The organism is Pseudoxanthomonas sp. 3HH-4, assembly GCF_006716465.1.
Classification (GTDB): Bacteria; Pseudomonadota; Gammaproteobacteria; order Xanthomonadales; family Xanthomonadaceae; genus Pseudoxanthomonas_A.
The window spans coordinates 1209133-1230783 of record NZ_VFPB01000001.1; the positions used below are offsets into that span (position 1 = coordinate 1209133).

Sequence of the window (21651 nt, forward strand, 5' to 3'; positions counted from 1 at the left end):
GCCCGACTACAAGGGGAGTGATATGCCTGTCCCGTGTCCATCCGACCGCAGTCGGTGCAAGCCTTGCGCGCCCCGGCGCATGCGGGGCTTCACCCTGATAGAGCTCATGGTCACCATCGCGGTGGTCGCCCTGCTCGCGGCCGTGGCAGCTCCGGCCATGGTGACGCTGATGAACTCCAACCGGCTCAGCAGTACGGCGGGAGAGCTGACGGCCGCGCTGCAACTCGCGCGTGCCGAGGCCGTCCGGCGCAGCGCGCCGGTGACCGTGTGTGGCAGCGCCGACGGCCTTGCCTGCACCAATGGCGCGAACTGGGCTAATTGGATCATCGCGGGACAGAACAACCAGGACGCAGCCATTGAAGTCGTGCGCAGCGGGACGCTGCCGAATGGGTTGCAGATCAGCGGGCCTGCCGCGGGGATCCGCTTCAACTCCGCCGGCCTCATCGCCGCGCAGCAGAACCTGACGGTGTGCATCCCCACCGACGAGCCTGCAGACAATCAGCGCGTCATCACGGTGCTTGTCAGCGGCGCAGTGCTGGGAGGACGGAACAATGGTGGAGGTGCATGTCCATGAAGCGTGGTGATTCCTGCAAAGCTGACCGACGCCTGCGCGCGCCACGTGGCGCGCGGCGTAACGCGCGCGGCGTGAGCCTGATCGAGGTGCTGGTATCCGTGGTGGTCCTCAGCATCGGGCTGCTGGGCGTCGCGGCCATGCAATCCATCGCGTTGCGCGGTGGCCAGAGTTCGTTTGAAAGCAGCCAGGCCGTTATCCAGACCTCGGCGATCCTGGAAGCCATGCGGGCCAACCGGATCAACGCCGCAGCCTATAACACGGCCGGCATGGTCTGTGCGGCGCCGGGCGGCGGCAGCCTCGCGCAGGAGGATGTAGGTGACTGGATCACCTCGATGAAGACAACCATCGGTGCGGACGCCGATGATCCTACGGTCTGTGGCCAGATCACGGGTTGCCCTGCGGCCTGTGTCATCACCGTGCAGTGGGACGACTCGCGCGCTGGCGGCGAGAATACGCGGCAGGTTGTGACGAGGACTACGATATGAAGCCGGTTCTCGACAGGATGGGGGCAGTGCGGCAACGGGAAGCGGGCTTCAGTCTCATCGAACTGATGGTGGCCATGGTGCTGGGTCTGCTGGTGGCAGGTGCTGCGCTGGCTATCCTGCAGTCCAACCAGACGACCTATCGCTCCAACGAGGGCCTCAACCGCATCCAGGAGAACGCCCGCATCGCCTTCGAACTGATGTCGCGCGACATCCGCGCAGCCGGGGGTACCGCGTGCTCGAATTTCTCCGTCGTCGAAGGCGGCAGCGCCGAAGCGAACAGCTTCCGCGACGCGCCGGTCGCAGGCAGCGCCACGGAGCTCGAAGTGATGTCGGGCGACGACACCGCGTACCGGGTGCTGGCGTCCACCAGCACCTCCGTCAGCCTGGATCCGGATGAACTGGATGCGGCTGACGAGGCCTTCGATGTCGACGACATCCTGCTGCTGTGCAATGCGCGCAAGACCCACCTGGTGCGCGCCGACAGCGTGGCGGGAATGACGGTTGGGTTCGCGGCCCTGCCCGACAATTACAACCCCAGCGAAGACGAGTTCGCGCCGCCGGCCGCCGTGGTGCTGTCGCGCATGCGTGATGTCCACTGGTTCGTTGCCGCCAATCCCCGCGGAGGCAGCTCTCTTTTCGTGAGCCGTTCCGACGGCCCAGCAGAAGAGGTGGCCGAAGGCATCCAGGACCTCGCCTTCGAGTACCTGGAATCCGGTGCGAATGCCTACACCGACGCGCCCGGCAACTGGGTGGATGTGGTGGCCGTGCGCGTCACCATGACGCTCACGGGGCAGGACGTGGAGGGCAGGGCACTTACGCGTCAGTCGTCGAATGTCGTCAGCCTGAGAGGGCGTACCCTATGAGTTCCGTGAGCCGAATCCCGACGGTGTCCGCGGCGCGGGATCAACAGGGTGTCGCCCTGATCGTCGTGCTGATCCTGCTGATCGTGATGTCGATCCTGGGCATCGTGATCATGCGCAGTTCGGCCATGCAGGAACGGATGAGCGCCAATCTGCGCGACCGCAGCCTCGGTTTCCAGGCGGCCGAAGGGGCGCTCCGCTTTGCGCAGGATCAGGTGCTGGGAGCGGGCAACTGGGATACACAGATCCCCACCCCCGCTGACTGCGCCAACGACGGTATCTGTCCCACGGGGTCGGATCCGGTCTGGGTGGAGGTGCTTCCCGGGACGTACGACGAAGATCGGCTTGCCGGTGCGGTCCCCGAGTACTGGATCGAGTATCTCGGTGTGGGCCCGGGTTACAAGGGCGCCTGCGACACCCTTCCGCCGTCGGTCGATTGTCAAAGTCCGATGTATCGCGTCACTGCCCGCAGCCGAGGTGTAGGCCGTGCGGATGTGGTGGTCCAAGCCAATATCGTAAGCCGCATCCCGGAACCGGGGACCTGAGCCATGAAGAACATTCGAATCAAGAAGTCGTCCGGCGCCACGCGCCAATGGTGGGCGGCTCCGGCGGCTTTCATCGCAACCCTTCTGGCGCTGCCGGTCAATGCCGGCATCGCGATCCCGGAGGATCCGCTGACCACGGCCAGCCGTGTGGCGCCGAACGTCCTCTTCATCCTCGACGACTCGGGGTCGATGGCGTTCACGAGCATGCCGGAAAACCCGCCGAGCACGGGCACACCGAACGTGGCCAGTCGCGCTTACACACGGAATACGCTGTACTACAACCCGACGGTGACCTATCTGCCGTGGATGAGGGCGGACGGCACGCGCATGACGGGCGGCACCAGCTTCACGGCTGCGTACGGCAGTTTCAATCTGGTGGGCGGCGGCACCATCAATCTTGGCGATGCCTCCAGTTGCCGTCGATACAACTACAACAGCAATGCCACCACGGATGAGTTGAGTAGCGGTGGCAGCCAGGTGTGCGGTGGCGATCAGGTGTTCTATGCCCCCAAGGACACGTCGCGCACGGATGCCGCCTATCTTGATGTGGGCATCAACTACTATCGGTATCACGTTACGGGCGGAGACGTCATTCGCTCGGAATACGGCAATGTTGTCCGGTCCAACCAGCAGAACGTTGCCATCAATGGGGCTACGCCGTATTCCGCTACGCTGGGCAACAACACTGCGGTGGATCATACGCTGGCCACGGTGACGGCAAATGTGGTGCTCGAGGTCACCGTCCAGAACACGGAAACGGGCAACAACACGCGGAATCTGACTTACTGGGTCTACAGTCCCGGTGGCGTGCAGGTATGCACCGGCACGGTGGGCAAGGGCAACAATGCGCTGTGTACCGTCAATCCGACCGCGTCGGGCCAGTACCGCGTGCGGGTGCAACGTAACAACGACCGCAGCACGGCCTACCGGCTCAGCGCGATCCGTTACACCACCAACAGTTGCGATGGCGCCACCAGCGGTTCGGGCTGGATCAACTGCCAGTCGAACACGACGCCAACGGGGCGTACGGTCACGGCTGAGCACACCAACTACGCCACCTGGTTTTCCTATCACCGGAGCCGCATGAAGGCTGCGAAGGCGGGTGCCAGCGAGGCGTTCTCTTCCCTGGACAGCAAGGTGCGCGCCGGCTTCAGGACCATCTGGGACCGGAGCGGAAGCCGCTTCGACATTCCCGTCAATGACGGCAACGATGGTCGGTTTGTCGACAGCACCGGGGACGTGGTGACCACCTCGCGTTCGACGTGGTACAGCCGCTTGCAGAACGTCATCGGCTACAACGGTACGCCCCTGCATGGCGCCTTGGACGGCGCGGGCCAGTACTTCAGCAGCAACTCGCAGTCGGGCCCCTATGGGCCGCAATCCGGCGTGAACCAGTATTCCTGCCGCCAGAACTTCGCCATCCTGACGACCGACGGCTACTGGAACAATGTCGACATCGATGCCGGAAACCAGGACAACGATGCCGGCGCTGCAATTACCGGTCCGAACAATCAGAGCTTCCAGTACTCGCCTGGTGCGCCGTACCAGGATGGCTATTCGAACACCCTGGCCGACGTGGCGATGAGGTACTGGAAGACTGACCTGCGAACAGAGTCGCACATGACCAACAACGTGCCGCCCACCGCCGCAAACCCGGCGTTCTGGCAGCACATGGTCACGTTCGGCATTTCCATTGGCCTCAGTGGACGCAAGGGCTGGTCGAGTGTGGCCGCAGTGCCCGCGAATGCGACTTGGAATGATCCGACGGATACGGAAGATGCCGATCGCATCGACGATCTGTTGCATGCTGCCGTGAACGGGCGGGGCACGTTTGTCTCGGCGTCGAATCCGTCCGAGTTCACCATGGGCCTCGGTGAGGCTCTGGCCGCGATCGCCCAGCGCACGAGTTCCTTCTCCAACGTTGCGTCCAACTCGGTGTCGCTGGATACCGGTTCGCAGGTGTTCAATGCGAGCTATGTCTCCGGCGTATGGACCGGCCAGCTGACGGCGCGCCCGGTGACCACCAGCGGTGTATCCAGCACGATCAGCTGGACCTCTTCCATCCCCGCCTGGTCCACGCGCAAGGTGTTCACGAGCACGGGCACGGCCGGCACGGCATTCCCCAGTGGCACCCAGTCGGCGCTGCTTGCCCGCACCGGTGGCCCGGTCAACTATCCGGTGACCGGTGCGGACAACGCCAACTACATCAAGGGCGACGCGACGCGGGAAGAACGCAATGGCGGGCTGTTGCGCAACCGCACGTCCGTCCTTGGCGACATCGTCGGCTCGTCGCCAGCCTACGTGAAGGACACCAACACGCTGTACGTGGGCGCCAACGACGGCATGCTGCATGCCTTCGACGCACGCACGGGCGTCGAGCAGTTCGCCTATGTGCCGCGCATCGTGAACATGGGCAACCTGTCGACCCTCAGTCGCGGCGACTACACCCACAAGTTCTTCGTGGACGGCCCCATCAGCGTCACCAGCCGCTCATTGACGCCTGGCAGGAATATCCTGGTCGGCACGCTGGGCAAGGGTGGCAAAGGCGTTTACGCACTCGACGTGTCAGCGCCGGCGGACGCCACGGCCGCCAGCATCCACAAGTGGGAACTCGCGGAGACGCCGGAGTCCAACATGGGGCTGGTGTTGGGCAAGCCGATTCTTGCCCGGGTGCAGGGCGGCAGCACTGCGGCCATCATCGGCAATGGCATAAACAGCACCAACGAGCGTGCGGTGCTGGTGGTGCTCAATGCCGAAACGGGCGCCGTGATTCGGGAGATCGACACGGGCGTCGGCTCGGCGCTCGCGCCGAATGGCCTCTTCGCGCCCACCGGTGTGTACGGTGCAGATGGCAGGACGCTGGCCTATGTCTACGCGGGTGACATGCTCGGTAACGTATGGAAGTTCAACCTGAGCGACAGTACGCCCGGCTCGTGGAGCGTGACTCGCCTGTTCAGTGCCCAGGATCCGGATGGCAACGCCCAACCGATCACCGCTGGCGTTGCTATTGCAACGAACCCCAGGACCAACAAGCGCTGGGTATTCTTCGGGACGGGTCGTTATCTCACGGCCAGTGACGCGGACTCGACCAGCACGTCTGTGCAGAGCATGTATGGGGTGATGGATGAGGATGCGGCATACAACCGATCCAGCCTGACCCAGCGCACCATCGCCGTGACGGGCGACACCGTCAACGGCTATCCCGTACGCGCGTTCGAAGAGAGGACAGGCTTGCCTGCGACGTCCAAGGGCTGGTTCATCGATCTGCCGGTGGCAGGCGAGCGCATCGTGCAGGACGCCCAGGTGGTCTCGACGTTCCTGGTCACCGCCAGCATGGTGCCGACAGGCAACGCGTGCGATGCGGACGGCACCGGCTTCATCAATGCACTGGACGCCTTCACTGGCACCAGTGCGGGTGGGTCCTACTTCGACCTGGACGGAGACGGCCATACGGACGACGCCGCCGTGGGCGGAGACAACCTGCCCGTGGGTTCGGTGAACGTGGGCATCGGCATGCCGACATTGCCCAACCTGTTGCGTGGACTGGTTGTGGTGGGCGGCACGGGTGGTGGTGATCTGCGGTCTCCGCGGACCAGCACTCCGCGCTGGGACCGTGCATCTTGGCGAGAAATCAGGAGAGACTGACGTAATGATTACTTTCAAGAGTGGCGCATCGCGTGGCAGCGCCCAGGGTTTCTCCCTGATCGAATTGATGATCGTGGTCGCGATCATGGCGATCATCGCCTCGATCGCGCTGCCAAGCTACAACGAACATCTTCGCAAGAGCCGGCGCGCAGCGGGTACTGCGTGCCTGCTGCAGGCTGCGCAGCAGATGGAACGCCTCTACACCACCGAGTTGTCCTACGAGGATGCGCCGGACGAATTCAATTGCGACGGCGATACCGAAGAGTTCTATAACGTCGAATCGGTAGAGGTGGATCTCGGCGCCAAGACATACACCCTGTCAGCTACGCCTACCGGAAGGCAGGATGGTGACCGATGCGGCACGCTGACAATCGACCAAGCAGGAAACAGGTTGCCGGGAGACGCTGGCTGCTGGTAACGCGTGGGCAGAGGCGACGGCTAGCATTCCAAGCGGAGCTTAGGAGGTACCGCTTGATGGCCTTGCCGGCCTCGTAATCCCGGGGCTCGAAAAGAAGGGATGTTTGTTCAGATCAAGCGTAAAAAAAAGCCGCATTTTTGATGCGGCTTTTTTCTTCAATCTGGCGCCCGAAGTTGGACTCGAACCAACGACCCCCTGATTAACAGTCAAGTGCTCTAACCGGCTGAGCTATTCGGGCGGGGCGCGTATTGTAGCCAGCCGCCGAGGCGGGAACAAGCCTCCCGCGAATCGCGTGGTCGAGCCAGCCTGTATCGGGGCTTCAGCATGGGGTGCTCATATCCCCGCGGACCGTGCGGGCTCGACCGGTGCTGTTCACGACCACGCTCCCGGCCACTACGCCGTCATGGCAAATGCGGACGGTGAGATTGGTGCCGTAGCTCAGCCCCGAGGACTGGTAGCGCAGGAATCGGCGGCCGTTGCTGGACACGATCCTTATTTTCGGGTCCGAAGGCGCGGCGTCGTTCCGGTAGATGTCGATTTCCTCGTCGGGTTGGCGGTTGCCGTCCGGATCGCGAAAGGCCAGCCAGTGATCGCTCCAGTTGCTGTCCTGGCGGCATCGACCATTGCCGGCACTGGGGCAGACCACGACCGGCACCCCTTGGACAATCGCGGCCATCCGCGCCGATGCGAAATGCGAAGTCAGCAGGTGCATGGTCGCGGTCGCCTGCTGGCGCACCCGGAATCGCTGGAACGACGGCAAGCCGACGGCGACCAGCATCGTGAGAACTGCGAGGCAGACCGACAGCTCGACCAGGGTGAATCCTGTCTTGCCGGTTCTCTTGCCCGAGCGGACCCCGTATTGGGGAGAAGAGGGCATCCATGCCATCAACGACTCCTTGTCCCAATTGACGGCTACCACAGTCATCCGCCAAGCGGCCACGCTCTATAAGGGCGGTGCCTGTCCGCGTGTAGGAAATCGCCGCAAGGGCCGTCACGCCTGCGCGGCTATACTCAACAGTCGACTTCCCGGCAACGTGCAATGACTGATCGTTTCCATCTTGTTTCTCCGTATTCCCCCGCCGGTGACCAACCGCGGGCCATCGAGAGGCTCGTGCAGAACTTCGAAGCGGGATTGGCGAAGCAGACCCTGCTGGGCGTGACGGGGTCCGGCAAGACGTACACCATCGCAAACGTGGTCCAGCAGGTGCAGAAGCCGACCCTGGTGATGGCGCCGAACAAGACCTTGGCCGCGCAGCTGTATGGCGAATTCAAGGCATTTTTCCCGCACAACGCGGTGGAATATTTCGTCAGCTATTACGACTACTACCAGCCCGAAGCCTACGTGCCGTCCAGCGATACCTTCATCGAGAAGGACAGCTCGATCAACGAGCACATCGAACAGATGCGGTTGGCGGCGACCAAGACCCTGCTCTCCCGGCCAGATGCGCTTGTGGTGGCGACGGTGTCCGCGATCTACGGCCTGGGTGCGCCCGAGGACTACCTGTCGCTGCGCCTGATCCTGTCGCTGGGCGAACGCATCGACCAGCGCGAGTTGATCCGCCACCTGACCCAGCTGCAGTACACCCGCAACGAGTACGAACTGCAGCGCGGTACGTTCCGCGTGCGCGGCGAGATCATCGACGTGCATCCGGCGGAAAGCGATGCCGAGGCGGTGCGCATCGAACTGTTCGATGGCGAGGTGGAGGGGCTGAGCCTCTTCGACCCGCTCACGGGTGAATCGCTTCGCAAGTTGCAGCGCTATACGGTCTACCCGAAGACGCACTACGCCACCACGCGCGAGCGCGTACTGGCCGCCATCGACACCATCAAGGTCGAGCTGAAGGACCGGCTGGAGCAGCTTTACGCGCAGAACAAACTGGTCGAAGCGCAGCGGCTTGCCCAGCGTACGCAGTTCGACGTGGAGATGATGGCGGAGGTCGGCTTCTGTTCCGGCATCGAGAACTACTCGCGCCACCTGACCGGGAAGGCGCCTGGCGAACCGCCGCCCACGCTGTTCGATTACCTGCCGGCCGACGCGCTGCTGGTGATCGACGAGTCGCACGTGACCATTCCGCAGATCGGCGCCATGTACAAGGGCGATCGTTCACGCAAGGAAACGCTGGTGGAGTTCGGGTTCCGCCTGCCGTCGGCGCTGGACAACCGGCCGCTGCGTTTCGAGGAATGGGAGGCTCGTTCGCCCCGCAGCATCTATGTGTCGGCCACGCCGGGACCTTACGAGCTGCGTGAGTCCAACGGCGAGATCGTGGAACTGGTGGTTCGCCCCACCGGCCTGATCGATCCTGAGGTCGAGATCCGTCCGGTCGGCACCCAGGTGGACGACCTGTTGTCGCAGATCAACGAGCGCGTGTCCTGGGGCGATCGCGTGCTGGTGACCACGCTGACCAAGCGCATGGCGGAGAACCTGACCGAGTACCTGGGCGAGCACGGTGTGAAGGTGCGCTACCTGCACTCGGACGTGGATACCGTGGAGCGGGTGGAGATCATCCGCGACCTGCGCCTGGGCAAGTTCGATGTGCTGGTCGGCATCAACCTGCTGCGCGAGGGCTTGGACATGCCCGAGGTGTCGCTGGTAGCGATCCTTGATGCGGACAAGGAGGGCTTCCTGCGCTCCACGGGCTCACTGATCCAGACCATCGGCCGCGCCGCCCGCAACCTGCGCGGCAAGGCCATCCTGTATGCCGACCGCATGACCCGGTCGATGCAGGCGGCCATCGACGAAACGGGCCGCCGCCGCGAGAAACAGGTGGAGTACAACCTGGAACACGGCATCACGCCCAAGTCGGTGGCGCGACCCATCGTGGACATCCTGGAGGGCGCGCGCAGCGAAGCGGCCAACGAGGGCAAGGCGGGGCGAGGCAAATCGCGCCGGGTGGCCGAAGAGCCCGCCGAATACGGGGTGATGGATCCGGCCAAGGCGGTTGCCCGCATCAAGGTGTTGGAGCAGCAGATGTACCAGCACGCCCGTGACCTGGAATTCGAGGATGCCGCGCGCCTGCGTGACCAGATCCAGCGGCTGAAGGAAGCCAGCCTGGGCGGCTGAGCAACGGAAATCGTGGCCCGGTTGTCGGCGACCCCGCATCCGGGATAGAATTCGCGCCCCTGCAAAGGGCAGACCGGGCGGTTAGCTCAGCGGTAGAGCACTACCTTGACATGGTAGGGGTCACAGGTTCGAACCCTGTACCGCCCACCACGCTTCCACAGCGTGGCATCGTTTCCCTTTGACGCCATCCGCAGCATCACGAGGTGGCCCGCGGAAACGCCGGCCGAGCGTGCGACATGAGCACTACCACCGCCTGAATCTGGTACTGCCCGAGGCTCTGCATCCCGTAGGCGCCCTCGTGGCGCTTTTTTCATGTCCGTTTCCTTGCCAGGCCGCCCCGTGCGCCGGCGCCCTTCCAGATCGAGTCCGCACCCGATGATCACCATCACGCTCCCCGACGGCAGCCGCCGCGAGTTCGAAAATCCCGTCTCTGTCATGGAGGTGGCGAAGTCCATCGGCGCCGGCCTGGCCAAGGCCACCGTGGCCGGTGCCGTCGATGGCGTGCTGGTCGACGCCAGCGATGTCATCGACCGCGACGCCTCGCTGCGCATCATCACGCCGAAGGACGAGGAGGGCGTGGAGATCATCCGGCATTCCAGCGCGCACCTGGTCGGCCACGCTGTGAAGCAGTTGTACCCGGACGTGAAGATGGTCATCGGCCCGGTGATCGCCGAAGGCTTCTACTACGACATCTACAGCGAGCGTCCCTTCACGCCGGAAGACCTTGCCGCGGTCGAGCAGCGCATGCAGGAGCTGATCGCGCAGGACTATGACGTCATCAAGAAGATGACGCCCCGCGCCGAAGTGGTGGAGGTCTTCAAGGCCCGTGGCGAGGACTACAAGCTGCGCCTGATCGACGACATGGGCCCGGAAGTGACGGCCATGGGCCTGTACTACCACCAGGAATACGTGGACATGTGCCGCGGCCCGCACGTACCCAACACGCGCTTCCTGAAGGCGTTCAAGCTGACGCGCATCTCCGGCGCCTACTGGCGCGGCGATGCGAAGAACGAGCAACTGCAGCGCATCTACGGCACGGCCTGGGCCGACAAGAAGCAGTTGGAGGCTTACATCCAGCGCATCGAGGAAGCCGAGAAGCGCGACCATCGCAAGATCGGCAAGCAGCAGGAGCTGTTCCACCTGCAGGAAGAGGCGCCGGGCCTGGTGTTCTGGCACCCCAAGGGCTGGGCCATCTGGCAGGTGGTCGAGCAGTACATGCGCAAGGTCTACCGCGACAGCGGGTACCAGGAAGTGCGCTGCCCGCAGATCCTCGATGTTGCCCTGTGGAAGAAATCCGGCCACTGGGACAACTACAAGGAAAACATGTTCTTCAGCGAGTCGGAGAACCGCACCTACGCGGTCAAGCCGATGAATTGCCCGGGCCACGTGCAAGTGTTCAACCAGGGCCTGCACAGCTATCGCGACCTGCCGATCCGCTACGGCGAATTCGGCGCCTGCCACCGCAACGAGCCCTCGGGCGCGCTGCACGGCATCCTGCGCGTGCGCGGCTTCACCCAGGACGACGGCCACATCTTCTGCACGGAAGACCAGATCGAGGCTGAGGTGACAGCGTTCCACCAGCAGGCGCTGAAGGTCTATGCCGACTTCGGTTTCGAGGACATCCAGATCAAGATCGCCCTGCGCCCCGAGTCGCGCCTGGGCGACGACGCCACCTGGGACAAGGCCGAGGCCGCCCTCCGCGCCGCCCTGCGCAGCTGCGGGGTGGAATGGCAGGAGCTGCCGGGCGAGGGCGCCTTCTACGGCCCCAAGATCGAGTACCACCTGAAGGACGCCATCGGCCGGACCTGGCAGCTGGGCACGATGCAGGTCGACTTCATGATGCCGGGCCGCCTGGGCGCCGAGTACGTGGACGAAAACAGCCAGCGCCAGCACCCGGTCATGCTGCACCGGGCCATCGTGGGTTCGATGGAGCGGTTCATTGGCATCCTGATCGAGCACCATGCTGGTGCATTCCCGTCCTGGCTGGCTCCCCGGCAGGCCGTGGTGATGAATATCACCGATGCCCAGGCCGGTTATGTGGACGAGGTTCGGAAAACCCTTGCAAATCAAGGCTTCCGGGTCGCGGCGGATTTGCGGAACGAGAAGATCGGCTATAAGATTCGCGAGCACACGCTGCAGCGGGTGCCGTACCTGCTGGTGGTCGGAGACCGCGAGAAGGAAAATGGCGCCATCGCCGTGCGCACGCGTTCCGGCGAGGACCTGGGCAGCATGTCCGTCGACGCCTTCGCCGAACGTTTGCGGAACGAGCACGCCGCGCAATAATTGGTTCCGGTCCTGTGGGCCGGCGCACCCCTCCCTGGAGACTGCAACATCAGCACCCCTGACAACAAGCAAAACCGCAAGAATCTCGAAATCCGCGTGCCGCGCGTGCGCGTGATCGGTTCGGATGGCGAAATGATCGGCGTGCTCACGCGCGACGAGGCGTTGGCCAAGGCGGAAGACGAGGGCCTGGATCTGGTCGAGATCCAGCCCAACGCCGAGCCGCCCGTCTGCAAGATCATGGACTTCGGCAAGTTCAAGTTCGAGATGCAGAAGAAGGCCAACGAGGCCAAGAAGAAGACCAAGCAGGTCGAGATCAAGGAACTGAAGTTCCGTCCCGTCACCGACGAGGGCGACTACCAGATCAAGATGCGCAACATCCGCCGCTTCCTGGAAGAGGGCGACAAGGTCAAGGTCAACATCCGCTTCCGTGGCCGTGAAATGAGCCACCAGGAATTGGGTCGCGAGATGGCCGCGCGCATCGAGGCCGAGCTGGGCGACGAGATCGTGATCGAGTCCCGCCCGCGCCTGGAAGGCCGCCAGATGGTCATGATGATCGCCCCCAAGAAAAAATGACGTCAGCGGCCTTGCCGCCGACGCCTGCCGTTCCCCCTCGCCCCGCGTGCGGGGAGAGGGCAAAGGGTGAGGGGAAGGCGCCGCAAGGCGCCTTTCGCTTTTCCGCTAAGTAGCCGGATTTGCAAGAAAAAACGGCAGCGGGCATAATACGCGGCCCGGTACGCCGGGAGGCTGCTCGCAGCCGATGGACCCGTCGGGGGTTCCGTTCTGGAATCAACGACTTACAAGCCGATATGGGCATGGATGGAAAGACTGGCCTTTCGACCTTCGCGGCAACGCCGCAAAGCATCGAAAGGGTGGCGCCCGGATCAGTGACATAAACCCGTCAAGGACATAAGCAATGCCCAAGATCAAGACCCACCGGGCGGCGGCGAAGCGTTTTCGCAAGACCGCATCCGGCAAGTTCAAGGCTGGCCACGCCAACCGTAGCCACATCCTCACCAAGAAGGCGACCAAGCGTAAGCGCGGCCTGCGTGCGACGAATATCATTCGCGCCGAGGACAGCGGCCGTTTGAACCGCATGCTTCCCTACCTCTGAGGATTGAGACATGGCACGAGTTAAGCGTGGCGTGACGGCGCGTCGCCGTCACAAGAAGGTCCTCCACCTGGCCAAGGGTTACTACAACGCCCGTCGCAAGGTGTTCCGCGTCGCCAAGCAGGCGGTCATCAAGGCGGGTCAGTACGCCTACATCGGCCGCAAGCAGAAGAAGCGCAACTTCCGTTCGCTGTGGATCACCCGCATCAATGCGGCTGCCCGCATGAATGGCCTCAGCTACAGCCGTTTCATGAACGGCCTGCTGAAGGCCGGCATCACCCTGGACCGCAAGGTGCTGGCAGACATCGCCGTGCATGACGCGGTGGGTTTTGCGGCCCTGGCGGAAAAGGCGAAGGGCGCACTCGCGGCGTAAGCCGCGTCTCCACCGTACAGCACTCCGGCAGTCCAGCGCCGGGAACACGTGGGGAAGGGCGCGAGTCCTTCCCCATTGTTTTTTGTGGTTTCTGTTCTGTGGGAGCGACGTCAGTCGCGATGAAGGCGTCCGGGTGCCCCATCGCGACTGACGTCGCTCCCACAAGATGGCACCTCTCATGGACCTCCAATGAGCGATATCGAATCCCTGTCCACGCAAGCGCTGGCTGAAATCGCCGCCGCGCAGACGCCCGACGTGGTGGAGCAGTTGCGCGTCGCCCTCCTGGGCAAGAGCGGCAGCATCACCACGCAGCTGAAGCAGCTGGGCGCATTGCCCGCCGACCAGCGCAAGGCGGCCGGCGAAGCGATCAATCGTGCACGCGATGCCATCGGCGACGCATTGTCGGCCCGCAAGGCGGTCCTGGAAGACGCCGCGCTCGACGCGCGTCTGGCCGGTGAGACCGTCGATGTCACGCTGCCCGGCCGCAACGGCACGCGCGGCGGGCTGCACCCGATCAGTCGAACCCTCGAGCGCATCGCCGACATCTTCGGCCGCTTGGGCTACGAGCTGGCCGACGGCCCTGAAATCGAGGACGACCAGCACAACTTCGAGGCGCTGAACTTCCCGCCGCACCACCCGGCGCGCGCCATGCACGACACGTTCTACTTCGGCGATGGTCGCCTGCTGCGCACGCACACCTCGGGCGTCCAAGTGCGCTACATGGATGCCCACACGCCGCCGCTGCGCATGATCGCGGCAGGCAAGGTCTACCGCAGTGACAGCGACCAGACGCATTCGCCGATGTTCCACCAGGTCGAAGGCTTGCTTGTGGACGAGCATTCCACGTTCGCCGACCTCAAGGGCACGCTGGCCGAGTTCGTGCGCGCGTTCTTCGAGCGCGACTTCGAGATGCGTTTCCGCCCGAGCTACTTCCCGTTCGTCGAGCCGGGCGCGGAAGTCGACATCGCTTGGCAGCAGCCGGACGACAGCACGCGCTGGCTGGAAGTGCTGGGTTGCGGCATGGTGCACCCGAACGTGTTGCGCAACTGTGGCATCGATCCGGAGCGCTACACCGGCTTCGCGTTCGGCCTGGGCGTGGAGCGCTTCGCGATGCTGCGCTACGGCGTCAACGACCTGCGCGCGTTCTTCGAGAACGATGTGCGGTTCCTCAGGCAGTTTGCTTGACGGCTGTGATTCGTGATCAGTGATTCGTGATTCGCAACAGCGAGTCTCTCATCACTGACGCGATTCCAGCCGCTGTGTGATTTTGCTTTATCGAATCACCCATCACCCATCACGAATCACGGCTTCTCATGAAATTCTCCGAAAACTGGCTGCGCAGCCACGTCCCCACCCAGGCCACCCGCGATGAACTGTCCGCGACGCTGACCGCGATCGGCCTGGAGGTTGAAGAGGTCACGGCCTTGGGCGATGGCTTGGCCAATGTGGTGGTGGCGCGCATCGTCGAGTGCGCCAGGCATCCCGAGGCCGACCGCCTGCAGGTTTGCCAGGTGGATGCGGGACAGGGTGAGCTGCTGCAGATCGTCTGCGGCGCGCCCAATGCGCGTCCCGGCCTGATCGCGCCGCTCGCCATGGTGGGTGCCAATGTGGGCGGCATCGCCATCAAGGCGGCAAAGCTGCGCGGCGTGGAGTCCAACGGCATGCTCTGCTCGGCGAAGGAGCTGGGCATCGATGCCGACGCGTCCGGCCTGCTGGAACTGCCGGCCAACGCACCGGTGGGCACGCCCATCGCCGACTACCTGCAGCTGCCCGACGCCAGCATCGAGATCAAGCTGACGCCGAACCGTGCCGACTGCTTCAGCGTGCGCGGCATTGCGTACGACGTCGCAGCCTCGCTGGGCAGCGAAGTGAAACCGTTCGACGTCGCCCCCGTTCCGGCGCAAAGCCTGTCCGAACTAAGCGTCGAACTGGAGGCCGGCGCGCGCGTGCCCCGGTTCGTCGGCCGCGTGATCGAAGGTGTGGACGCTACCGCACCTTCACCTGTATGGATGGCGGAACGACTGCGCCGTAGCGGTGTGCGCCCGATCAGCTTCCTGGTCGACGTGACCCAGTACGTGATGCTGGAACTCGGCCAGCCGATGCACGCGTTCGACAAGGACACGCTGGAAGGCGGCATCGTCGTGCGTGCCGCGCGCGCGGACGAGACGGTCGCGCTGCTGGACGGGCGCACCGTGTCGCTCGACGACGACTTCCTGGTCGTGTCGGATGGCCGGGGTGGCCATGGCGCCCGCGCCGTCGCGCTCGGCGGGATCATGGGCGGGCTCGATACCCGCGTCACCGACGCCACGCGCAACGTGTTCCTGGAAGCCGCGCACTGGATTCCGTCCGCGATCATCGGCCGCAGCCGCAAGCTGGGCCTGCACACCGACGCCGGCCATCGCTTCGAGCGTGGCGTCGATCCGGAGCTGCCGCGTATCGCGGTGGAGTACGCCACTCGCCTGATCCTCGACATCGCCGGGGGCGTTCCCGGACCGACGACCGAGGCCGTGCTGCCTGAGCATCTGCCCCGGCCGACCGCGATACTGCTGCGCCGCGCGCGAGTGGCGCGCGTGCTGGGCGTCGAGATTCCCGATGCGGAAATCGAGCGCATCCTGCGTGCCCTGGGCCTGCAGGCGGCCGCCGTCGCGGAGGGCTGGAGCGTGGTGCCGCCCAGCCGACGCTTCGACCTCGCCATTGAGGAGGACCTGATCGAGGAACTGGCGCGCATCCACGGCTACGACCGCATACCGACCACGCTCCCGGGCGGCGCGACCCGTGTCGCGGCGCCCAGCGAGACCCGGGTCGAGCCCGGCATGGTGCGTCGCCAGTTGGTCGCGCGCGACTATTTTGAAACGGTCAACTTCGCCTTTGTCGACGCACAGTGGCTGTCATGCTGGGGGGCGGCGGACGGCGCCGTACCGTTGGCCAATCCGCTGAGCGCGGAACTGGCGATCATGCGCACGCAGCTGCTGCCTGGCGTCGTGGCGGCCGTGCAGCGCAATGCCGCGCGGCAAGCCGGGCGCGTGCGCCTGTTCGAGATCGGCAACGTCTTCCATGCGCCCGCGCAGCCCGGTGATGCGCCCGTCGAGGCGCTGCGTATCGCGGCCGCCATCACCGGTGATGCGGTGGCGGAGCAGTGGGGCGTGCCGGCACGCAGGGCCGACTTCCACGACCTCAAGGGCGACCTGGAAAGCGTCGCGGCGCTGGCGGGCGCGCTCCTCGATTTCCGGCCCTCGCGCGCAGCCCATGGCCACCCCGGCCGGTCGGCTGACGTCTACCGCGACGGAGCCCATATCGGCTGGATCGGGCAGCTGCATCCGCGCCTGCAGCGCCAGCTGGACCTGGATGCCGACGTGGTCGCCTTCGAACTGGATCTGGCGTCATTGACCGCACGGGCGGTGCCGCGCGCGGCGGAGTTGTCGCGCTATCCGTCCGTCCGCCGGGACCTCGCGTTCGTCGTGGCCGAGGAGGTCTCATGGGCGGCCCTGGCCGCGACAGTCAGGAGCGCCGCAGGCCCGCTGCTGCGCGATGTGCAGCTGTTCGACCGGTACGTCGGGCAGGGGGTCGAATCAGGTCAAAAGAGTCTCGCTATGGGCTTGATTTTGCAGGACAACTCACGCACTCTCACGGAAGCCGACGTGGCGCAGGTAGTGGCGACTGTCGTGGCCGCTATCGACAGCGCGCACGGCGCGAGGATCCGCGGTTGAACCGGATGAAGAAGACAGTGGCGGGGCTGGCGACGGCCGCAATGGGGAAGCAGTATCCATGGCATTGACGAAGGCGGAGATGGCCGAACGTCTGTTCGACGAGGTCGGCCTGAACAAGCGCGAGGCGAAGGAATTCGTCGACGCCTACTTCGATGTGCTGCGCGAGGCCCTGGAACAGGGCCGGCAGGTGAAGCTGTCGGGGTTCGGCAATTTCGACCTGCGCCGCAAGAACCAGCGCCCGGGGCGGAACCCGAAGACCGGCGAAGAGATCCCGATCTCGGCGCGGACGGTGGTGACCTTCCGGCCGGGCCAGAAACTCAAGGAGCGGGTGGAGACCTATGCTGGATCCGGGCAGTAATCGCGAGCTTCCGCCGATCCCGGCCAAGCGCTACTTCACCATCGGTGAGGTGAGCGAACTGTGCGACGTGAAGCCTCACGTGCTGCGCTACTGGGAGACCGAGTTCCCCAGCCTGGAGCCTGCCAAGCGCCGCGGCAACCGCCGCTATTACCAGCGCCATGACGTGCTGATGGTGCGCCAGATCCGTGGCCTGCTCTACGAGCAGGGCTACACCATCGGTGGTGCACGCCTGCGTCTTGAGGGTGAAGGTGCGAAGCAGGAATCCGCGATGAGCGCGCAGATCGTGCGCCAGGTGCGAATGGAACTGGAGGAAATCCTCCAGTTGCTCCGCCGTTGAGGCATCACGGCGCTCCTGCTGGGAGTCGCCGAGGAATTCCGGCTATAATGCGTGGCCCGTCGCAAGGCGGGCCGATCCGCGAGATTCGGGGCGTAGCGCAGCCTGGTAGCGCATCTGCCTGGGGGGCAGAGGGTCGTCGGTTCAAATCCGGCCGTCCCGACCAATCGCGGTTCGACATCAAGCCTGCGCTGTCGCGTGGGCTTTTTTGTGCCTGTCGAGCGCCGCTGGCGACGGCAACTCCCGGACGCCCTGTACAGGACAGCCCATGCATCCACGCAGCGAAGAGCTGATCCGTACGTTGCAGTTGGTGCCGCATCCCGAGGGCGGGCACTTTCGTCGTGTCTACGAATCGACCAAACGCACCGAGGTGAACGGGATCGAGCGCCCCACGCTCACCGCCATCAAGTTCCTGCTGCCGCACGGTGTAGTGACACGCTGGCACCGCGTCGACGCGACCGAGGTCTGGGACTGGCATGAAGGGAGTGCAATGGAACTGTCGATGTTCGACCCTGAGCAGCGCACATTGACCCGCGTGCAACTGGATACGTCGGCCAGGGGTGGGCAGGCTAGCCAGGTGGTGCCCGCCGGTGTCTGGCAGAGCGCCCGCTCGCTTGGCGATTTCACCCTGGTCGACTGCTCCGTGTCGCCGGGCTTCAGCTGGAAAGGGTTCGAGCTGATGCAGAGCGGCAGCGATGTCGCGCGCACGCTGCGCGAGGCCGGCGGCAAGGTCGCCTGAACAAACTCCGCACGGCTGCGTGCCGTCGCGCGCCATGCCGGCTTGCAGCGGGCACACTCCGGCGGATCCTTCTGCATGGAGTCTCTCGGATGCGTCTGTCGCTTTATGGGGTGCTGTGCGCGTTGTTGCTGCTCGTGCCGCGCGCAGGTGCGCAGGAAGCCGGGGAGGCATCGACCGCAGCAGAGGATGGCGTGATCGAAATGGATGCCGTGGTCGTGGCCGGCGTGCAACCCGGGCCGGGGCTGTGGAAGGTGCGCCGTGGCGACCATCTGTTGTACGTGCTGGGCACGCAGTCACCGCTGCCGAAGCGCATCACCTGGCGGTCGGACGAGGTCGACCAGGTCCTGCAGATCGCCGATGAAGTCCTGGCTTCGCCCGGAATCACCGTCGATGCCGATGTCGGGTTCTTCCGGGGGCTGACGCTGGTGCCATCGGCCATGAAGGCTTCCAGGAATCCGGATGGTCGGAAACTGCAGGAAGTCCTGCCTGCGGATCTCTATGCGCGCTGGAGTTCGCTCAAGCAGCGCTACATGGGGCGGGATGGGGGGGTTGAGAAGAAGCGCCCATTGATTGCCGCCTACCAGCTCTACAGCGAAGCGCTGTCGGATTCCGGACTGCGCGAAGGCGGCGTCATTGATCCGGTCATCGACGCGGCGCTGAAACAGCGCAAGATGAAGCGCACTCCCACTTTATTAAAGCTCAAGCTGGATGATCCGCGCGCGGCGCTGGCGGATTTCCGCAAGGAAACGCTCAAGCCCGAAGATCTGGTCTGCTTCGGCAAGACACTGGACGTCATCGAGCGCGATCTGCCGCAGGTGGCGGCGCGCGCCAATGCGTGGGCTGTCGGCGACTGGCCCGCGCTGCGCTCGAGTTCGCGCCAGGATTGGCAGCAGGCGTGCGCCACCGCCTGGTTCAGCACCGAAACGGCGCGCAAGCGCGGCATCTCCGATGTCGAGGCCCGCATGCAGGCGCGCTGGATGGAGGTGGCCGAAGGCGCACTGGCGAAGAACCGGATCACGTTCGCCACGTTGCCCGTCTGGCAGCTGGTCAAACCCGACGGCTACCTGGCCGCGCTGCAAGCCAAGGGTTACGAGGTGGAAGCGCCGGAATGATGCGGCGCCTGGCCGCGGCGGTCAGCCCGCGGCGGTCTTCGGCGGCTGCGTGGCGGCCAGCGCCGGCCAGCGCTTCAGCACGCCGGCACGGATGCCGGGGACATCGATGCCGGCTTCTGCCAGCAGATCTTCGCGGCTGGCATGGTGCTGGAACTCGTCCGGCAGGCCGAGGTGCAGCACCGGCAGCGACACGTCTTCCGCGTTGAGCAGTTCGGCGACGCCGGAGCCCGCGCCGCCCATCACCACGTTGTCCTCGATGGTGACGAACCCCTGGTGGGTTTTCGCCAGTTCGAGCACCAGTTCGCGGTCCAGCGGCTTCACGAAGCGCATGTTCACCACGGTAAGGCCCAGCTCGCGACCGACCTGCTCGGCGGCGGCGACGGTGGAGCCGAAGGCGAGCAGTGCCACGCGGCTGCCGCGTGCACGCAGGTCGGCCTTGCCGATCGGCAGCTTGTCGAGGTTCGATTCGAGCGCCACGCCTGGACCGGTGCCGCGTGGATAACGCACTGCCGCCGGCCCATTGAAGTGATAGCCGGTGCTGAGCATCCGTCGGCATTCGTTCTCGTCGGCAGGCGCCATCACCACCATGTGCGGCACGCAGCGCAGGTAGCTCAGGTCCAGATTGCCTGCATGCGTGGCGCCATCCGGACCGACCACGCCACCGCGGTCGATGGCGAACAGTACGTCGAGCTGCTGGATCGCCACGTCGTGCACCAACTGGTCGTAACCGCGTTGCAGGAACGTCGAATAGATCGCCACCACCGGCTTGCTGCCCTCGCAGGCCATGCCGGCGGCCAGCGTCACCGCATGCTGTTCGGCGATGGCGACGTCGAAGTAGCGGTCGGGGTACTCCTTGCTGAAGCGCACGAGGCCGGAACCCTCGCGCATCGCCGGTGTGATGCCCAGCAGCTTCGGTTCGGCGGCGGCCATGTCGCACAGCCAGTCGCTGAAGATGTCGGTGTAGGTCGGCTTCTTCGCCCCCCCCTTGCTGACCAGGCCTTTCTCCGGATCGAACGGGCCGACGGCGTGGTAACCGATCTGGTCGCCTTCCGCCAGCTCGTAGCCCTTGCCCTTGGTGGTCAGGATGTGGAGCAGCTGCGGGCCTTTGAGGGTCTGGAGCGTCTTCAATGCACCGACCAGCGCCTCGACATCGTGGCCGTCGATCGGACCGGTGTAGTGGAACCCCATCTGCTCGAACAGCGTCGACGGCACGAACATACCCTTCCAGTGTTCTTCCCAGCGGCGCATGAAGCGGGCCGGCGGCTTCTTCTTGTCGCCGAGCAGCTTCTTGCCGCCTTCACGGAGCGCGTTGAGCGTGCGGCTGCTGCTCAGCCGGCCCAGCATCTTGGTCAGGCCGCCGACGTTCTCCGAGATCGACATCTGGTTGTCGTTGAGGATCACCAGTAGGTTGGGTTCCGGCTCCATGCCACCGGCATGGTTCAGCGCCTCGAAGGCCATCCCTGCCGTCATCGCGCCATCGCCGATCACCGCGACCACCTTGCGGTCGTCGCCCTGCTGCTGCAATGCGATCGCCATGCCGAGCGCGGCCGAGATCGAGGTGGACGAGTGGCCCACGCCGAAGGTGTCGTACTCGCTTTCCTCGCGCTTCGGGAACGGCGCCACGCCGTCCTTTTGCTTCACCGTGTGGATGGTGTCGCGGCGGCCGGTGAGGATCTTGTGCGGATAGGTCTGGTGGCCGACGTCCCACACCAGGCGGTCGCGCGGCGTATCGAACAGGTAGTGCAGGGCGACCGTCAGTTCGATCACACCCAAGCCCGCCCCGAAATGCCCGCCGCTCTTGCCAACCGACTCGATCAGGTAACCGCGCAGTTCCTCGGCGATCGCGGGCAGTTCGGATTCGTCGAACTGGCGCAGGTCGGCCGGGACATGGATGCGTGACAGGCGGGGGTAGCGGTCGGGGGCGATCATCGGCAGCAGGCTTCTTCTGAGCCGTCATTGTCCCCCCCCGAAGTGAAGTGGGGCAAGCAAGCGTGTGAAGCAGGCGTGGGGCCGGCCGGGGCGGTTCAGGAAGGTCGAGGCGGGCCTTGG

General features: G+C 64.9%; 19 protein-coding genes and 3 tRNA genes. 19 read left to right on the forward strand and 3 right to left on the reverse strand.

Features of this window, described 5'->3' with window-relative positions:
- The first annotated feature begins 79 nt into the window (after window positions 1–79).
- Genes FB548_RS05485 through FB548_RS05510 form a run of 6 tightly spaced genes read left to right on the forward strand, consistent with a single transcriptional unit; the run spans window position 80 to window position 6527 of the window.
- The gene (locus tag FB548_RS05485) at window positions 80–574 is read left to right on the forward strand and encodes a GspH/FimT family pseudopilin (RefSeq protein ID WP_255470311.1); all 495 of its coding nucleotides are present in this window, start codon (window positions 80–82) and stop codon (window positions 572–574) included.
- Window positions 565–1059, forward strand: a complete 495-nt coding sequence (pilV, locus tag FB548_RS05490) for a type IV pilus modification protein PilV (RefSeq protein WP_255470312.1) — start codon at window positions 565–567, stop codon at window positions 1057–1059. The genes FB548_RS05485 and pilV overlap by 10 nt, the downstream gene beginning before the upstream one ends.
- Window positions 1056–1922 (forward strand): prepilin-type N-terminal cleavage/methylation domain-containing protein, encoded by an 867-nt coding sequence (locus FB548_RS05495; protein ID WP_142123709.1) that lies wholly within the window; start codon window positions 1056–1058, stop codon window positions 1920–1922. The genes pilV and FB548_RS05495 overlap by 4 nt, the downstream gene beginning before the upstream one ends.
- 5 nt (window positions 1923–1927) lie before the next feature.
- Window positions 1928–2464, forward strand: a complete 537-nt coding sequence (locus FB548_RS18745; protein ID WP_255470313.1) for a PilX N-terminal domain-containing pilus assembly protein — start codon at window positions 1928–1930, stop codon at window positions 2462–2464.
- Between the two features lie 3 nt (window positions 2465–2467).
- Window positions 2468–6109, forward strand: a complete 3642-nt coding sequence (locus FB548_RS18965) for a PilC/PilY family type IV pilus protein (protein WP_142123710.1) — start codon at window positions 2468–2470, stop codon at window positions 6107–6109.
- Window positions 6110–6113: 4 nt separating this feature from the next.
- Window positions 6114–6527 carry a type IV pilin protein gene (locus tag FB548_RS05510; protein ID WP_142123711.1) on the forward strand — a complete coding sequence of 138 codons (414 nt, stop codon included), beginning with the start codon at window positions 6114–6116 and terminating at the stop codon, window positions 6525–6527.
- A gap of 161 nt (window positions 6528–6688) precedes the next feature.
- Here the strand turns inward: FB548_RS05510 and FB548_RS05515 are convergent.
- A tRNA-Asn gene (locus FB548_RS05515) sits at window positions 6689–6765 on the reverse strand.
- An 81-nt stretch (window positions 6766–6846) separates the two neighbouring features.
- Window positions 6847–7413, reverse strand: coding sequence for a GspH/FimT family pseudopilin (locus FB548_RS05520; protein ID WP_185741987.1), 567 nt, complete (start codon window positions 7411–7413; stop codon window positions 6847–6849).
- Between the two features lie 153 nt (window positions 7414–7566).
- Between FB548_RS05520 and uvrB the strand changes: the two genes are divergently transcribed.
- From uvrB to FB548_RS05585, 13 genes are all read left to right on the forward strand, one after another.
- Entirely contained in the window at window positions 7567–9588 is a 2022-nt protein-coding gene (gene uvrB / locus FB548_RS05525; protein WP_142123713.1) for an excinuclease ABC subunit UvrB, read from the forward strand.
- 75 nt (window positions 9589–9663) lie between these two features.
- Window positions 9664–9738, forward strand: a tRNA-Val gene (locus FB548_RS05530).
- A gap of 225 nt (window positions 9739–9963) precedes the next feature.
- Window positions 9964–11871, forward strand: coding sequence for a threonine--tRNA ligase (gene thrS, locus FB548_RS05535; RefSeq protein ID WP_142123714.1), 1908 nt, complete (start codon window positions 9964–9966; stop codon window positions 11869–11871).
- A gap of 48 nt (window positions 11872–11919) precedes the next feature.
- On the forward strand, window positions 11920–12444 hold the full coding sequence (gene infC / locus FB548_RS05540; protein ID WP_255470399.1) for a translation initiation factor IF-3: 525 nt from the start codon (window positions 11920–11922) through the stop codon (window positions 12442–12444).
- A 340-nt stretch (window positions 12445–12784) separates the two neighbouring features.
- On the forward strand, window positions 12785–12982 hold the full coding sequence (gene rpmI / locus FB548_RS05545; protein ID WP_014160066.1) for a 50S ribosomal protein L35: 198 nt from the start codon (window positions 12785–12787) through the stop codon (window positions 12980–12982).
- Window positions 12983–12992: 10 nt separating this feature from the next.
- Window positions 12993–13352 (forward strand): 50S ribosomal protein L20, encoded by a 360-nt coding sequence (rplT, locus tag FB548_RS05550; RefSeq protein WP_142123715.1) that lies wholly within the window; start codon window positions 12993–12995, stop codon window positions 13350–13352.
- 189 nt (window positions 13353–13541) lie between these two features.
- Complete coding sequence (gene pheS, locus FB548_RS05555; protein WP_142123716.1) at window positions 13542–14537, forward strand: phenylalanine--tRNA ligase subunit alpha; 996 nt, start codon at window positions 13542–13544, stop codon at window positions 14535–14537.
- Between the two features lie 128 nt (window positions 14538–14665).
- On the forward strand, window positions 14666–17059 hold the full coding sequence (pheT, locus tag FB548_RS05560) for a phenylalanine--tRNA ligase subunit beta (protein ID WP_142123717.1): 2394 nt from the start codon (window positions 14666–14668) through the stop codon (window positions 17057–17059).
- Window positions 17060–17117: 58 nt separating this feature from the next.
- Entirely contained in the window at window positions 17118–17417 is a 300-nt protein-coding gene (locus FB548_RS05565) for an integration host factor subunit alpha (RefSeq protein WP_055936063.1), read from the forward strand.
- Window positions 17398–17754, forward strand: coding sequence for a MerR family transcriptional regulator (locus tag FB548_RS05570; RefSeq protein ID WP_055936060.1), 357 nt, complete (start codon window positions 17398–17400; stop codon window positions 17752–17754). The genes FB548_RS05565 and FB548_RS05570 overlap by 20 nt, the downstream gene beginning before the upstream one ends.
- 86 nt (window positions 17755–17840) lie before the next feature.
- Window positions 17841–17917 (forward strand) — tRNA-Pro (locus tag FB548_RS05575).
- 102 nt (window positions 17918–18019) lie between these two features.
- Complete coding sequence (locus tag FB548_RS05580; RefSeq protein WP_142123718.1) at window positions 18020–18490, forward strand: cupin domain-containing protein; 471 nt, start codon at window positions 18020–18022, stop codon at window positions 18488–18490.
- A gap of 89 nt (window positions 18491–18579) precedes the next feature.
- The gene (locus tag FB548_RS05585) at window positions 18580–19602 is read left to right on the forward strand and encodes a TraB/GumN family protein (RefSeq protein WP_142123719.1); all 1023 of its coding nucleotides are present in this window, start codon (window positions 18580–18582) and stop codon (window positions 19600–19602) included.
- A 21-nt stretch (window positions 19603–19623) separates the two neighbouring features.
- Here the strand turns inward: FB548_RS05585 and dxs are convergent, their stop codons facing one another.
- Window positions 19624–21531 carry a 1-deoxy-D-xylulose-5-phosphate synthase gene (gene dxs / locus FB548_RS05590; protein WP_142123720.1) on the reverse strand — a complete coding sequence of 636 codons (1908 nt, stop codon included), beginning with the start codon at window positions 21529–21531 and terminating at the stop codon, window positions 19624–19626.
- Window positions 21532–21651 lie beyond the last annotated feature (120 nt).

Excerpts from the sequence above, each read along its gene's own strand:
- FB548_RS05485 (WP_255470311.1), top strand. The coding sequence starts at position 80 with ATGCGGGGCTTCACCCTGATAGAGCTCATGGTCACCATCGCGGTGGTC.
- pilV (WP_255470312.1), top strand. The coding sequence starts at position 565 with ATGTCCATGAAGCGTGGTGATTCCTGCAAAGCTGACCGACGCCTGCGC.
- FB548_RS05495 (WP_142123709.1), top strand. The coding sequence starts at position 1,056 with ATGAAGCCGGTTCTCGACAGGATGGGGGCAGTGCGGCAACGGGAAGCG.
- FB548_RS18965 (WP_142123710.1), top strand. The coding sequence starts at position 2,468 with ATGAAGAACATTCGAATCAAGAAGTCGTCCGGCGCCACGCGCCAATGG.
- FB548_RS05510 (WP_142123711.1), top strand. The coding sequence starts at position 6,114 with ATGATTACTTTCAAGAGTGGCGCATCGCGTGGCAGCGCCCAGGGTTTC.
- FB548_RS05520 (WP_185741987.1), bottom strand. The coding sequence starts at position 7,413 with ATGGCATGGATGCCCTCTTCTCCCCAATACGGGGTCCGCTCGGGCAAG.
- uvrB (WP_142123713.1), top strand. The coding sequence starts at position 7,567 with ATGACTGATCGTTTCCATCTTGTTTCTCCGTATTCCCCCGCCGGTGAC.
- thrS (WP_142123714.1), top strand. The coding sequence starts at position 9,964 with ATGATCACCATCACGCTCCCCGACGGCAGCCGCCGCGAGTTCGAAAAT.
- rpmI (WP_014160066.1), top strand. The coding sequence starts at position 12,785 with ATGCCCAAGATCAAGACCCACCGGGCGGCGGCGAAGCGTTTTCGCAAG.
- rplT (WP_142123715.1), top strand. The coding sequence starts at position 12,993 with ATGGCACGAGTTAAGCGTGGCGTGACGGCGCGTCGCCGTCACAAGAAG.
- pheS (WP_142123716.1), top strand. The coding sequence starts at position 13,542 with ATGAGCGATATCGAATCCCTGTCCACGCAAGCGCTGGCTGAAATCGCC.
- pheT (WP_142123717.1), top strand. The coding sequence starts at position 14,666 with ATGAAATTCTCCGAAAACTGGCTGCGCAGCCACGTCCCCACCCAGGCC.
- FB548_RS05565 (WP_055936063.1), top strand. The coding sequence starts at position 17,118 with ATGGCATTGACGAAGGCGGAGATGGCCGAACGTCTGTTCGACGAGGTC.
- FB548_RS05570 (WP_055936060.1), top strand. The coding sequence starts at position 17,398 with ATGCTGGATCCGGGCAGTAATCGCGAGCTTCCGCCGATCCCGGCCAAG.
- FB548_RS05580 (WP_142123718.1), top strand. The coding sequence starts at position 18,020 with ATGCATCCACGCAGCGAAGAGCTGATCCGTACGTTGCAGTTGGTGCCG.
- FB548_RS05585 (WP_142123719.1), top strand. The coding sequence starts at position 18,580 with ATGCGTCTGTCGCTTTATGGGGTGCTGTGCGCGTTGTTGCTGCTCGTG.
- dxs (WP_142123720.1), bottom strand. The coding sequence starts at position 21,531 with ATGATCGCCCCCGACCGCTACCCCCGCCTGTCACGCATCCATGTCCCG.